General features: G+C 60.8%; 11 protein-coding genes. 5 read left to right on the top strand and 6 right to left on the bottom strand.

Features of this window, described 5'->3' with window-relative positions; genetic code table 11:
• The first annotated feature begins 94 nt into the window (after positions 1-94).
• A complete protein-coding gene (selD, locus tag QZR14_RS12685; protein WP_311996741.1) occupies positions 95-1,129 on the top strand; it encodes a selenide, water dikinase SelD in 1,035 nt (344 codons plus the stop codon).
• On the top strand, positions 1,129-2,232 hold the full coding sequence (gene mnmH / locus QZR14_RS12680) for a tRNA 2-selenouridine(34) synthase MnmH (RefSeq protein ID WP_311996740.1): 1,104 nt from the start codon (positions 1,129-1,131) through the stop codon (positions 2,230-2,232). Before selD ends, mnmH begins: the two co-directional genes overlap by 1 nt.
• A 135-nt stretch (positions 2,233-2,367) precedes the next feature.
• Here the strand turns inward: mnmH and QZR14_RS12675 are convergent, their stop codons facing one another.
• A complete protein-coding gene (locus QZR14_RS12675) occupies positions 2,368-3,042 on the bottom strand; it encodes a histidine phosphatase family protein (RefSeq protein ID WP_311996739.1) in 675 nt (224 codons plus the stop codon).
• Positions 3,043-3,384: 342 nt separating this feature from the next.
• Between QZR14_RS12675 and QZR14_RS12670 the strand changes: the two genes are divergently transcribed.
• Both QZR14_RS12670 and hemB read left to right on the top strand, forming a co-directional pair.
• Positions 3,385-4,083 (top strand): glutathione binding-like protein, encoded by a 699-nt coding sequence (locus QZR14_RS12670; protein WP_311996738.1) that lies wholly within the window; start codon positions 3,385-3,387, stop codon positions 4,081-4,083.
• Between the two features lie 255 nt (positions 4,084-4,338).
• Positions 4,339-5,313, top strand: coding sequence for a porphobilinogen synthase (gene hemB / locus QZR14_RS12665; protein ID WP_123451018.1), 975 nt, complete (start codon positions 4,339-4,341; stop codon positions 5,311-5,313).
• Between the two features lie 66 nt (positions 5,314-5,379).
• On the opposite strand, the gene QZR14_RS12660 is transcribed toward hemB, so the two are convergent.
• Both QZR14_RS12660 and QZR14_RS12655 read right to left on the bottom strand, forming a co-directional pair.
• On the bottom strand, positions 5,380-6,915 hold the full coding sequence (locus tag QZR14_RS12660; protein WP_311996737.1) for an FAD-dependent oxidoreductase: 1,536 nt from the start codon (positions 6,913-6,915) through the stop codon (positions 5,380-5,382).
• 546 nt (positions 6,916-7,461) lie between these two features.
• On the bottom strand, positions 7,462-9,666 hold the full coding sequence (locus tag QZR14_RS12655) for a TonB-dependent receptor (RefSeq protein ID WP_311996736.1): 2,205 nt from the start codon (positions 9,664-9,666) through the stop codon (positions 7,462-7,464).
• 279 nt (positions 9,667-9,945) lie between these two features.
• On the opposite strand from QZR14_RS12655, the gene QZR14_RS12650 reads away from it, so the two are divergent.
• Entirely contained in the window at positions 9,946-11,037 is a 1,092-nt protein-coding gene (locus tag QZR14_RS12650; RefSeq protein ID WP_250606546.1) for a DUF1615 domain-containing protein, read from the top strand.
• A gap of 70 nt (positions 11,038-11,107) precedes the next feature.
• Here the strand turns inward: QZR14_RS12650 and QZR14_RS12645 are convergent, their stop codons facing one another.
• The 3 genes from QZR14_RS12645 to QZR14_RS12635 all read right to left on the bottom strand — a co-directional run bounded on the left by QZR14_RS12645 (position 11,108) and on the right by QZR14_RS12635 (position 12,825).
• Positions 11,108-11,470, bottom strand: coding sequence for a hypothetical protein (locus QZR14_RS12645; protein WP_311996735.1), 363 nt, complete (start codon positions 11,468-11,470; stop codon positions 11,108-11,110).
• A 132-nt stretch (positions 11,471-11,602) separates the two neighbouring features.
• On the bottom strand, positions 11,603-12,295 hold the full coding sequence (locus QZR14_RS12640; protein ID WP_250606548.1) for an anti-sigma factor: 693 nt from the start codon (positions 12,293-12,295) through the stop codon (positions 11,603-11,605).
• Positions 12,292-12,825 carry a sigma-70 family RNA polymerase sigma factor gene (locus QZR14_RS12635; protein ID WP_311996734.1) on the bottom strand — a complete coding sequence of 178 codons (534 nt, stop codon included), beginning with the start codon at positions 12,823-12,825 and terminating at the stop codon, positions 12,292-12,294. Before QZR14_RS12635 ends, QZR14_RS12640 begins: the two co-directional genes overlap by 4 nt.
• Between the last annotated feature and the right edge of the window lie 82 nt (positions 12,826-12,907).

The raw sequence follows: 12,907 nt of genomic DNA, 5'->3' as shown, positions 1-12,907 counted from the left end.
CTGCCGAAGGCTGCGATCTTTTGATCTGTTGGCTTTCGGTCCGGCCGTCCGCGCTCTGCTAGAATCGCCCCCATCAACAGCCTGAGACTCCCCCATGAGCGAGCCGATTCGTCTGACCCAATACAGCCACGGCGCCGGTTGCGGCTGCAAGATTTCCCCGCAGGTGCTGGAAGTGATTCTGGCCGGCAGCGGCGCACAGAACCTTGATCCGAAACTGTGGGTAGGCAACGCCTCGCGCGATGATGCGGCGGTGTACGAAATTGATGCCGAGCGCGGTGTGGTCTCGACCACCGACTTTTTCATGCCGATCGTCGATGACCCGTTCGACTTCGGCCGGATTGCCGCGACCAACGCGATCAGCGACATCTATGCGATGGGCGGTGATCCACTGATGGCCATCGCCATTCTCGGCTGGCCGGTCAATGTGCTGGCGCCGGAAGTGGCACGCGAAGTGATTCGCGGTGGTCGTGCGGTGTGTGATGCGGCGGGGATTCCGTTGGCGGGCGGGCATTCGATCGATGCGCCGGAGCCGATCTTCGGCCTCGCCGTCACCGGTCTGGTCGAGAAGCGCCACATGAAGCGCAACGACACCGCCACCGCCGGTTGCCTGTTGTACCTGACCAAACCGCTGGGCATCGGCATCCTCACCACCGCCGAGAAGAAGGGCAAATTGCGCGCCGCCGATGTCGGTGTGGCCCGCGACTGGATGTGCACCCTGAACAAACCCGGCAGCCGCTTCGGCAAACTCGCCGGCGTTACAGCGATGACCGACGTTACCGGTTTTGGCCTGCTCGGGCATCTGGTGGAAATGGCGGACGGCAGCCAAGTGACCGCACGCATCGCCTATGACCGGGTGCCGCGTCTGGACAGCGTCGAGTATTACCTCGATCAGGGCTGTGTGCCCGGCGGTACGCTGCGCAATTTTGACAGCTATGCGAGCAAGGTTGGACGCGTGCAGGAGCTGCACAAACGCGTGCTCTGCGACCCGCAAACCAGCGGTGGTCTGCTGATCGCGGTGACGCCTGAAGGCAATGAAGAATTCCTCGCCGTCGCCGCCGACCTGGGCCTGAACCTTGCGCCGATCGGCGAACTGGTTGAGCGACAGACGAACGCAGTCGAGGTGATTTGATGCTCCGCGACTGCACTGACTACCGAGACATTTTCCTCAACGACCGGCCGCTGATGGACGCCCGTGCGCCGGTCGAGTTTCACAAGGGCGCGTTCCCCGGCGTGATCAACCTGCCGCTGATGAACGATGTCGAACGGCAGAAGATCGGCACCTGCTACAAACAGCAGGGTCAGCAGGCCGCCATCGAATTGGGTCATCAACTGGTGTCTGGCGCGGTGAAGGCCGAGCGCATCCAGGCCTGGGCCGATTTTGCCCGCGCCCATCCTGACGGTTATCTCTATTGTTTTCGCGGCGGCCTGCGCTCGCAGATCACCCAGCAATGGCTGCGTGATGAGGCCGGCATCGACTATCCGCGCGTCGGCGGTGGTTACAAGGCGATGCGCAGTTTTCTGATCGACACCCTTGAGCAGGCCATCGCGCAATGTGATTTCGTTCTGCTCGGCGGCATGACCGGCACCGGCAAGACCGAAGTGCTGGTGCAGCTACCTAATGGTCTGGACCTGGAAGGGCACGCCAATCATCGCGGCTCCAGCTTCGGCAAACGCGCCACCGGGCAGCCGTCGAACATCGATTTTGAAAACCGCCTGGCCATCGACATCCTCAAGAAACGTGACGCGGGGTTTGCACAGTTTGTGCTGGAGGACGAGAGCCGGGTGGTCGGCAGTTGCGCCTTGCCACTGCCGCTGTATCAGGGCATGCAGCAGTACCCGATGGTGTGGTTGGAAGACAGTTTTGACGATCGTGTGGAGCGGATTCTGCGTGATTACGTGGTGGATCTGTCGGCGGAGTTCTCCACGGTACATGGTGAGGAGGGCTTTACGCTGTTCTCGGAACGCCTCTTGGAAAGCCTGAACAACGTGCAGAAGCGCCTGGGTGGCGAGCGCCATCGACGGATGCTGATTTTGATGGAGGACGCGTTGATCGAGCAGGGGCGCAGCGGGGCGGTGGACTTGCATCGCGGCTGGATCGAAGGGTTACTGCGTGAGTATTACGACCCGATGTATGTGTTTCAGCGGGAGAAGAAGGGCGGGCGGATCGAGTTTGCCGGGGAGCGTGGGGCGGTGCTTGAGTACTTGCGAGCGCGGGTGAATCAGAAGGTTTGATAGTACTTTTGCTGGCCTCATCGCTGGCAAGCCAGCTCCCACAGGTATTGCGGATGTATATGGAATTTGTGTACACCCTGGAACCCTGTGGGAGCTGGCTTGCCAGCGATGGGGCCGGTTCAGACAGAAGATGACTCAGGTCGGGCAGGTTTCCTTGCCATGATCCAGACCCTGCTTGTAGCTGTGGCTCTGCAGACTGGCCTTGCCGTTGTGCCAGGTCAGCGTCAGCACGTACAGCGAGTCAAAATCGTTGCCCGCCCAGTCATCGGTGATGTTCTGTTTCTCGCCGACCGCTTTGCCCGCCACTTTGTTGATCAGCTCCGGCAGATAGCCGTGGGACCAGGCGGTGTAGATCGTCGAGTTGTGATACTTGTCTTCCAGCAGTTCGCGGGCCAGATCGCTGGTGTCGTTGGCCGAAAAATCGATATTCACCGGCAGGCCGAGCTTGATCGCGGCGGGGCTGATGGTCATCAGCGGGCGAATGTAGCTGTAGGAGTTGTCCAGCTCGCCTTCCTCGACATTGCGCGTCGGGTTGGCGGCGAACACGTAATCGGCCTTGCCGAATTTTTCCGGCAGCAGCGTCGACAGGTCGATGGCGCGGTTCAGACCCTGACAGTTGAGCTGGCCGAGGCCGCCCTCGGGTTTCTCCGCGTGGCGCAGGAACACCAGCGTCTGCGTGCCGTCCACCGGTTGCGCGCGGCTTTCGCTGGACTCCAGCGACAGGAACAGCGCACTGACGGCCAGCAGGGAAGGCAGGGCCACATACGCGCGGTGTTTGAAACGTTTGGCGAATCGCATAAGGATCGTCATGAGATAAAAAGTTCTTCAGCAAATTCGGTTAAGGCTGACAAACCTCTACACCGCGGGCTCCCAGCACCGGGTGTTTTCCCTGTCTTGAACGGCTTCCTCTGCAACAAAGGCATAGCTCAGAGTCCCCTGAGGGCCGTTTGGTTCGATCGTCCGAGTGCGCAGCACTCTAACGGCAACGTTCAGCGGCCTTGGGGCAGGTTAGCGACAGGATGTTACGGTTCGTGCAGCCGCTGCCCAAGGCTGCGATCTTTTTGCAGACTGCAAAGCCTCAAGATCAAAAGATCGCAGCCGGCGCAGTGCCTACATTATGATCTGGCTTTAATTTGTGACTGGATGCTTCCCATGACCGATCTGTCCGCGTTCCCGATCACCCAGAAATGGCCGGCGCAGTACCCTGACTGGATTCAGCTCTATTCCTTGCCGACGCCCAACGGCGTCAAAGTCTCGATCATGCTCGAAGAAATCGGCCTGCCGTACGAGCCGCACAAGGTCGCTTTCGACAGCAACGATCAGTTGTCCCCGGAATTCCTCTCGCTGAACCCGAACAACAAGATCCCGGCAATCCTTGATCCCCATGGTCCCGAAGATAAGCCGCTGGCGCTGTTCGAATCGGGGGCGATCCTGATTTATCTGGCGGACAAAAGCGGCCAGTTGCTTGCGCAGGAAGGTGCGCAACGCTACGAAACCCTCCAGTGGCTGATGTTCCAGATGGGCGGTATCGGCCCGATGTTCGGCCAGCTCGGCTTCTTCAACAAATTCGCCGGCAAGGACTACGAGGACAAGCGTCCGCGCGATCGTTACGTCGACGAAAGCAAACGCCTGCTCAAGGTGCTCGACGGCCGGTTGGAGGGCCGCGACTGGATCATGGGCGAGCGCTACACCATTGCCGATATCGCGACGTTCCCGTGGGTGCGTAACTTGATCGGGTTTTATGAGGCCGGTGATCTGGTCGGCATCAGCAACTTCCCGAATGTCACCCGTGTGCTTGAGCGTTTCCTCGCGCGCCCGGCCGTGGTTCGCGGCCTGACCATTCCCTCGTAATTTTCGGACTACACACATAACCCTGTGGGAGCTGGCTTGCCAGCGATGACGCCGGCACAGTCGACATCTATGTTGACTGAACCACCGCCATCGCTGGCAAGCCAGCTCCCACAGGGATTTACAGTGTTCTGAAAGATTGTTACACCCCCGGTAATGCACTCTTGATTGATCCAGGTTTGTACGCCAACCCCCGCAAGGCATAAGCTTCGCCCCCTACGACTTTCGTCTCATCTGCCGTTTTCAGGAAAGGCCTCCATGTCCAGTCAGTTCCCCGAAGCACGTCCCCGCCGTCTGCGCCGCAATGCGAGCCTGCGCAGCCTGTTCCAGGAAACCGAGTTCAGCCTGAACGATCTGGTGCTGCCGATTTTCGTCGAAGAAGACATCGATGACTTCGTGCCGATCAAGAGCATGCCCGGGGTGATGCGCATTCCCGAGCGCAAACTGGCCGGCGAAATCGAGCGCTATGCCCGCGCCGGCATCAAGTCGGTGATGACCTTCGGCGTGTCCCATCATCTGGACAGCAACGGCAGCGACACCTGGCGCGAAGACGGGCTGGTCTCGCGCATGTCGCGCATCGCCAAAGACGCTGTGCCGGAAATGATCGTGATGTCCGACACCTGCTTCTGCGAATACACCGATCACGGCCACTGCGGCGTGATGCACAACCATGAGGTCGACAACGACCAGACCCTGATCAACCTCGGCAAACAAGCTGTGGCAGCGGCCCGCGCGGGTGCCGACGTGATCGCGCCATCAGCTGCGATGGATGGACAAGTGCGGGCGATTCGCCAGGCGCTGGACGCGGCCGGTTTCACGCAGATTCCGATCATGGCGTACTCGACCAAATTTGCTTCGGCACTCTACGGCCCGTTCCGCGAGGCCGGTGGCAGTGCGCTGAAAGGCGACCGCAAAAGCTATCAGATGAACCCGATGAATCGCCGCGAAGCCCTGCGCGAGTCGCTGCTCGACGAGCAGGAAGGCGCCGATGCGCTGATGGTCAAACCGGCCGGCGCGTACCTCGACATCATCCGCGACATCCGTGAGGCCTCGAACCTGCCGCTGGCGGCGTATCAGGTCAGCGGCGAGTACGCGATGATCAAGTTCGGCGCGCAGGCCGGGGCAATTGATGAGGATCGCGTGGTGCGTGAAAGCCTCGGCGCGATCAAACGGGCGGGGGCGGATCTGATCTTTACTTATTTTGCGATGGATCTGGCATTGGCCGGGATCTAAAGACCACCGCACAACCCTGTGGGAGCTGGCAAGCCAGCTCCCACAGGGGCTCGTGGTGTTTTTGGGTCAGGGGCAGTTGAAGTAGGGCCGGATGCCGTGATCGTGGAAATAGCGTTCAATCACTTTGGGGTCGGCGCTGTTGTCGGCAATCGCCACATAGGTATCCGGGCGCAGCAGATAAAAGCCGTTACGCCCCAATCCTGCGGTTTCAAACGCCGGGCGCCAGTCGAACACGTGCAGCGGCAAGTGGTGTTCATTGCACCAGGCAATCATCTCGTCACTGGTGTCGCCATACACATGCACTTGCCAGCACGGCTGGCGTAGCGGTTGGTAATTATCCCCCTCACCATCATGCGCCCACGGCAAGCGGTCACCACCGTGCACATGGCCGGCCGCGCCCTGGCTCAGCGGCATTCCGCGATAGTTGAGGGTGACTTGCGACACGGTGCGAAAAAGGAACTCGCGACTGGCCTCGAACGAGGCCATTTTCGGGATCAGAAACGGCGCCACGCGCATGCGCAGCATGTCCGCCATACGTCCTTCGGCGGTGACGAAGCTGAAGACCTTGTCGGTGGTCGACACCAGTCGGCGGGCGAAGGCGATGCGTTCGGTTTCGTAGCTGTCGAGCAAGCCTGGCTCGGCGCCGCCGCTGAGCACGGCGGCGAGTTTCCACGCCAGATTGATCGCATCGCCAATGCCGGTGTTCATGCCCTGACCGCCCGCCGGGCTGTGCACATGTGCGGCATCGCCGAGCAGAAACGCGCGGCCACTGCGAAAATGTTCGGCCACGCGGTGATGCACACGGTAGGTCGAGAACCAGTGCACGTCTTCGATGTGTACTTTCAGGTGTTCGATGGCGCGGCTGCTGACATCGGAGAATTCCAGGCTTTCGGCGCGATCCGCGCGTTCATCACGTACCGTGCCGATCAACCGCGCACGACCTTCGCCGGCCAGTGGAAACACGGCGAGAAAGTCCGCTTCATCCAGATCCAGATGCAACTCACCGTTCATCGCCGGGCCGCTGGCCTTGACGTCGGCGACGTAGAAAATCTGCTGATAAGTGCCACCGGGGAACCCGGTGTCGAGGGTTTTACGCACTACTGAGCGGGCGCCGTCACAGCCGGCCAGATAACAGGCCTGGCAGATTTCCTGCTCGCCATCGGGCAGGCGCAAATGCGCGGTGAGGCCGTCGCCGTTCTCTTCGAAACTTTCCAGCGTGGTGTCGCGTTCGACGGTGACGCCGTAGTCCTCGAGACGCTCGATCAGCAGCCGTTCGTGTTGATCCTGCGGGAAGATTTCGACGAACGCGTAGGGCGTCAGACCTTCGCCGATGCGATTCAGCGGCAATTGCGCGACCGGTTTGCCGTTGACCCAGAAATTCGCCGCCGCCACCCGATGGCCGTTGCGCACCACGGTGTCGGCCAGGTCCAGTTGCCGGTACAACTCCAGCGTGCGCGCCTGCACTGCCAGCGCCCGCGACGTGGTGCCAGGGGTAGAGGTCTTGTCGATGATCCGCACGCGCACGCCGAGTTTGCTCAGCCACAGGGCCAGCACCAGCCCGGTGGGGCCGGCGCCGATGATCAGAACGTCGCTGCGGTTCATAGGCCTGTCCTCCGATTGCTGTGCAGCAAGTATGGATCAGAAGGAGAGGGTGGCCAGTTGATCGGCCAGACGGAAAACGGCCCCATGGTGGTGGGGCTGTGTGGCCGTTTTCAGTGCTCGGCGGGAGATTTTGGTGAGAGTGAAATTTACCCCCTCACCCCAGCCCTCTCCCCCAAGGGGGCGAGGGGGAAAGGGAGCCGATTTGGGGCCGTTCAAAAGCTGAGATCGACTCGGTGGTACACGTCGGCGTAACTCGAAAGAACACCCCAGTCAGTCCCCTCTCCTTTAAAAAACGAGGGGGAAAGGGAGCCGATTTGGGTGCCTTTCAAAACCTGAGATCGACTCGGTGGCACACGTCGGCGTAACTCGAAAGAACACCCCGGTCAGTCCCCTCTCCTTTAAAAAACGAGGGGGAAAGGGAGCCGATTTGGGTGCCTTTCAAAACCTGAGATCGACTCGGTGGTACACGTCGGCGTAACTCGAAAGAACACCCCGGTCAGTCCCCTCTCCCTCCGGGAGAGGGTTAGGGTGAGGGGCTTTTCAGCCTTAGAAATCGATAGTACCGGACAACTTCGCCACCCGCGGTTCACCCTGGGTCAGATAACCACCCTGAGCCGATTCCCAGTACTTCTTGTTCGCCAGATTCTCTACACCCAGACGCACGGTCACGTCTTTCTCCGACACCTTGAACGCATAACGTGCTCCCGCATCGAAGCGGTTCCAGGTCGGCAGGCTGAGGTTGTTCGCCGCGTCAGCGTATTGACCGCCAGTGCGCAACATCCGCGCATTCAGCGCTACGCCTTGCAGGCCCGGCACGTCCCAGTCGGCGCCGGCGTTGAACTGGAAGGTCGGCACACCGATCGCACGGTTGCCGTCGTTGGCACCGTTGAGGGTGTTCTTCAGTTCGGTGTCCATCAGGGTCAGTCCGCTGATCAGGCGCAGGCCCTGGATCGGCTCGCCGAACACGTTCATTTCCACGCCTTTGTTGATCTGCTCGCCTTCACGCACGTAGGTGCAGGTGGTCGCACTGTTGATTTCGCAGTAACCGTCGCTCGGCTGTTCGATGCGATAAACACCGAGGCTGGCGCCGTAAGTGCCCATGTCGACTTTCACCCCGACTTCGGTCTGCTTGGAGCGTGCCGGTGCATAGACTTCGTTGCCGTTGGTCACGCGGAATCCGCCGGAGCTGGTCGGCGAAGTCGGGCCTTGGGCCAGGCCTTCGATGTGGTTGGCGTAAAACGACACATGGTCCCACGGCTTGAACACCACGCCGTACACCGGCGTTGTAATCGACTCGTCGTAGCTCGACTTGCGGCCGCCGCTGCCCCAACTGGCGTAGTTGTAGCCTTGCACCACCAGTTGCTGACGACGCAGGCCGGCGGTGACCAACAGGCGATCGTCGAAGAAGCCGAGGGTGTCGGAAATCGCCACGCTGCGGTTGAAGGTCTTGCCGGTGATGCCGGGATCATTCAAGTCGCCGCCGGCAAAGTTGCCCACCGGCGACGGCGTTTGCACCGGGTGGTAGATGTTGTTGGCGTACCGGGTCAGGTCGAAATCATAGGCGCTGCGCTGTTCGGCCCAGATGCCGGTCAGGCCGAAGTTGAGCTTATGGCTGACCGGGCCGGTGTTGAATTTACCGTTGAGGCCGGCCATCACGCTGGTGTTGTCTTCGTCGTGCGGAATGAACGAGCCGGTGGTGAAAGAGGCGCCGTTGTTACCGACCAGTGTGGTCGAGTTGTAGCGCCCGACTTCGCGGGTGTGCTTGGCGCCGCCGGCCGCATAAGCGGTCCAGTTGTCGTTCAGATCGTATTCGGCGCGGAGCATGCCGAAGGTGTCTTCGATGTCGGTATAGCCCCACTTCGGCGCGTAGTTGGTGTCGGCCGAGGGGGCGTCCGGAATGTGTGTGGCGGTGCCGAGGTTGACCGAGTTGCGGCCACCGTTGACGCGTTCTTTCTGATAGGCGAAGTCGCCGGAGATACGCAGCGCGTCGCCACGATAGTCGAGATCGATGGCAAACAGTTTCGAGCGTTGGTTCTCGTGATCGATACCGGTGTCGCCTTCGCGCTGGGACAGGTTGATCCGTGCGCCGAAGCGGTTGTCTTCACCGAAGCGCTGGCCGATGTCGAAGTGATGACCGATGCGGCCTTCGCTGTTGATGTCGGTGGTGTAACGCCGCAGCGGCACGTCGCCGGCGCGTTTCGGTTGCAGGTTGACGCCGCCGCCGATGCCGGAGCCGGTCGGGGTCACGCCGTTGATAAAGGCATTCGGGCCTTTGAACACTTCCACGCGCTCCAGGGCATCGGTGGAAATGATCTGCCGGGGCAGCACGCCGTACAGGCCGTTATAGGAAATGTCGTCGCCGTTCAGTGGCAAGCCGCGGATCATGAAGACTTGCGCCTGGTTGCCGTAACCGGACGCCTGACGTACCGACGAATCGTTGCGCAGCACATCGGCGACGTCTTCGGCCTGCTGATCCTGAATCAATTGTTCGGTGTACGACGCGGCGCTGAACGGCACGTCCATCATGTCCTGATTACCCAGCACGCCGAGTTGACCACCACGGGCGACCTGACCACCGGCGTAGACCGGGGGCAGGGTGTTGGACGTCGGCGCCTGGGCGTTGATGTTGACGTCGTCCAGCACCAGCGCTTTGTTGGCGCTTTCGGCAGCGTGAGCGGTGACAGTCAGGGAGCACAGCAGGGCGAGAAGCGTCGGGCGAAACGGGACGGCGAGTCGAGCTGAAGCGGGCATGTGGATACCTGGAGGCGCACGGCCGGTGAGAAAAATAAGGGCGGCGCGGGAACTCCTTGCGCAAATGCGACTCCAGGCGCAAATGATAGGTTTTCTCAGTAACGGTTTGCAATCAGTTTGTCATCACTCCTTCAAAACCCGCATTCCTGTGTAGGAGCTGCCGCAGGCTGCGATCTTTTGATCTTGTTTTTAAAATCAAAGTCAAAAGATCGCAGCCTGCGGCAGCTCCTACACGGATTGTGTATGGTGGTTCTGGCTTACTGGACTGGATGAAGTTACATGTACAACTTTCGATTACCGATCACCCTCGCCGCACTGCTGGTGCTCGCCGGTTGCGCGGGGCAGCGCGGCCAGGAACCGGTGCCCCGTGCGCCCGCTGAGGTGAAGGCCGAGATCGTGCGGCTGATGCCGGCCAAGACCGCGGATCGGCAAGGCTGGGCCACCGATATCTACGCCGCGTTTGCCGCGCAGAACATCAGCCCGACCACGCAGAATCTGTGTTCGGTGCTGGCCGTTGCCGAGCAGGAATCCACCTTTCAGGCCGACCCCACGGTGCCAGGCCTGGGCAAAATCGCCCGCGACGAAATTGATCGCCGTGCCGCCAAAGTGCACATCCCCAGCCTGTTGGTCAGTGGTGCTCTGCAAGTGCGCTCAACCAACGGCAAAACCTACAGCGAACGCCTGAACGCGGCGCGCAGTGAAAAAGAACTCAGTGGCATTTTCGACGATTTCATCGGCAGGGTGCCGATGGGGCGGACGCTGTTTGGTGGCTTCAACCCGGTGCACACCGGCGGGCCGATGCAGGTCAGCATCGAGTTTGCCGAGCAGCACGCCAAGGATTATCCGTATCCGGTGGACGGCACGATCCGCCGTGAAGTGTTCAGTCGCCGTGGTGGTATGTATTTCGGCATTGCGCATTTGCTCGGCTATCCGGTGAGTTATCGCGAGCCGCTGTACCGGTTTGCCGACTTCAACGCGGGCTGGTACGCCAGTCGCAATGCCGCTTTCCAGAATGCGGTGAGCCGCGCTTCGGGCATTCCCCTGGCGCTGGATGGCGACCTGATCCGCTACGACTCGATCATGCCCGGTGGTACGGAACTGGCGGTGCGCACGCTCGGCAAGTCGCTGGGCATGCGCAACCCGACCATTCGCGATCAATTGGAGAAGGGCAAAACCCTGGAGTTCGAAGAGACCAAGCTCTATCAACGGGTATTCGAACTGGCGGAGCAAGCGGAGGGGAAAAAACTGCCGCGTGCGGTGTTGCCGGGGATCGTGCTGCAGAGTCCGAAGATCACCCGCAAACTGACAACAGCGTGGTTTGCCAAGCGTGTGGACGAGCGTTACAAGCGCTGCATGGCCAAGGCCGGATAAAACTCACAGACATAAAAAACCCGGCTGAGGGAGCCGGGTTTCTCTGGGGTGTTGCGCTTGCCGCTAGTCATCAGGCAACGCGGCGTTCAATCAGACGATCCGAACCACCTTCAGCGACGCGGCGTTCAATCAGACGATCCGAACCGCCTTCAGCGACGCGGCGTTCAATCAGACGATCCGAACCACCTTCAGCAACGCGGCGTTCGATCAGACGATCCGAGCCACCTTCAGCGACGCGGCGTTCGATCAGACGATCCGAGCCACCTTCAGCGACGCGGCGTTCGATCAGACGATCCGAGCCACCTTCAGCCAAACGGCTTTCGATCAGTTTGTCCGAACCGCCTTCAGCGATCATGGTGTGGGCCGGGGTAGCGGCGAAAGCGTTGATAGCGAAGACCGAGAAAGCGATGCCGAGAAGAGTCTGGCGTTTCATGATGGTGTGCTCCGGGGTGTTGTTGGTTGGTATGGAGCTGATGTTACGCCGGAGATTTTTTATGAGAACTTCATTGCCGTGATGGTGAACATCGATGCCGATGATGGTTGCCGAAACCCGCAGATCAGAGCCTTACAACACCTTCACAGCGCGCCCGATCGCCTGAATCGGCCCGGTCGGTTTGCCGATTGGCGAGCCATTGGCGCCTTCCAGCGTCAGTTCGAACAACTGGTTCGGTTGCAGCGGCGGTAACTTGTCCAGCGGTACCGACAAAGCCTCGCCGGGTTTGACCAGACCCAGCGAAACCGGCCCCTGCCAGCCGTCAGCTTTGGTCCAGAATTCCAGCGCCTTGTCCGCCGGCACTTCGACCACACCCAGCGGAATCAGCTGGATCTCCCGCGAATTGCTCGCCTGAATCACCCAGCCCGGGGCCTTGTCCTGCGGCGCGACCAGCACCACCAGATAACTCGGTTTCGGCGTGGTCTGGGTCAGCAGGATCGAGCCCAGAATCAAAGTGGCGGCCAGTCCGGCAGCACTCAATCCGCGCCAGAGCGGCAGCAGATTCCACCATGACGTTGACGGTGCTTCCCGCGTCAAGCGCCCGATACTGCGCTCAATGCGCTGCCACAACTGCGCCGACGGTTGTTGCGGTTCGGCCAGATCCGTCAGGTCCAGCAGACGCCGTTCCCAGGCATCCACCGCTGCGCGCAATTCGGGATCATTCGGCAAGCGCCGTTGCACCTCGCTGCGCTGTTCGAACGACAGTGTGCCGAGCACATATTCGCCGGCCAGTTCGTCCCGTTCTTGCGCTGATTCACTGGTCATCCCATGCACTCCCGCAAGGCATTGAGGCTGCGCTTGATCCACGCTTTGACCGTGCCCAGCGGCGTGTCGAGGCGCGCGGCAATCTGCGCGTGGCTGTAGCCGTTGACGTAAGCATGCAGGACGCAACTGCGCCGTTGTGGCTCCAGTTGTTCAAGACAATGGTGGATGCGCGCCGAATGCGCATGGGCTTCGAAGCTGGCATCGTCCGCAGCGGTTTCGTGGGCTTCGCTGAACGGCGTTTCCCGGTCCTGATTACGTAACAGGTTCAGCGCCAGATGCCGGGTCACGCTGAACATCCAGCCACGCGCCGAACCGCGCGCCGGGTCGAATCCCGCTGCGCCGTTCCAGATCTTGATGAAGGCCTCATGAACAATGTCCTCCGCCAGTGCTGTGTCGCGCACCAGCCGCTTGGCCACGCCGAGCAGACGCGGACCTTCCTGCACATACAAATCGCGCAGGGCCGAACGCTCGCCACGGGCACAGGCAGCGAGGCGGGCTTCGTAATCGAAAACGGATTCGGCTAAAGGCATGTCGTGCAATCTAGCTCATTTTCTGCATTACAACGCAGAACTCTGTGGGAGCGGGCTTGCCCGCGATGGCGGTGTATCAGTG

Origin of the sequence: Pseudomonas sp. rhizo66, from assembly GCF_031931925.1 — a bacterium.
GTDB lineage: Bacteria > Pseudomonadota > Gammaproteobacteria > Pseudomonadales > Pseudomonadaceae > Aquipseudomonas.
The sequence above is the reverse complement of the archived record's forward strand: the minus strand, read 5'-3'. Positions and strand labels throughout refer to the sequence as shown.

Coding starts and splice junctions, on each gene's coding strand:
- selD (WP_311996741.1), top strand. CDS start 95: ATGAGCGAGCCGATTCGTCTGACCCAATACAGCCACGGCGCCGGTTGC.
- QZR14_RS12660 (WP_311996737.1), bottom strand. CDS start 6,915: ATGAACCGCAGCGACGTTCTGATCATCGGCGCCGGCCCCACCGGGCTG.
- QZR14_RS12645 (WP_311996735.1), bottom strand. CDS start 11,470: ATGAAACGCCAGACTCTTCTCGGCATCGCTTTCTCGGTCTTCGCTATC.
- QZR14_RS12640 (WP_250606548.1), bottom strand. CDS start 12,295: ATGACCAGTGAATCAGCGCAAGAACGGGACGAACTGGCCGGCGAATAT.
- QZR14_RS12635 (WP_311996734.1), bottom strand. CDS start 12,825: ATGCCTTTAGCCGAATCCGTTTTCGATTACGAAGCCCGCCTCGCTGCC.
- QZR14_RS12670 (WP_311996738.1), top strand. CDS start 3,385: ATGACCGATCTGTCCGCGTTCCCGATCACCCAGAAATGGCCGGCGCAG.
- QZR14_RS12675 (WP_311996739.1), bottom strand. CDS start 3,042: ATGACGATCCTTATGCGATTCGCCAAACGTTTCAAACACCGCGCGTAT.
- mnmH (WP_311996740.1), top strand. CDS start 1,129: ATGCTCCGCGACTGCACTGACTACCGAGACATTTTCCTCAACGACCGG.
- hemB (WP_123451018.1), top strand. CDS start 4,339: ATGTCCAGTCAGTTCCCCGAAGCACGTCCCCGCCGTCTGCGCCGCAAT.
- QZR14_RS12650 (WP_250606546.1), top strand. CDS start 9,946: ATGTACAACTTTCGATTACCGATCACCCTCGCCGCACTGCTGGTGCTC.
- QZR14_RS12655 (WP_311996736.1), bottom strand. CDS start 9,666: ATGCCCGCTTCAGCTCGACTCGCCGTCCCGTTTCGCCCGACGCTTCTC.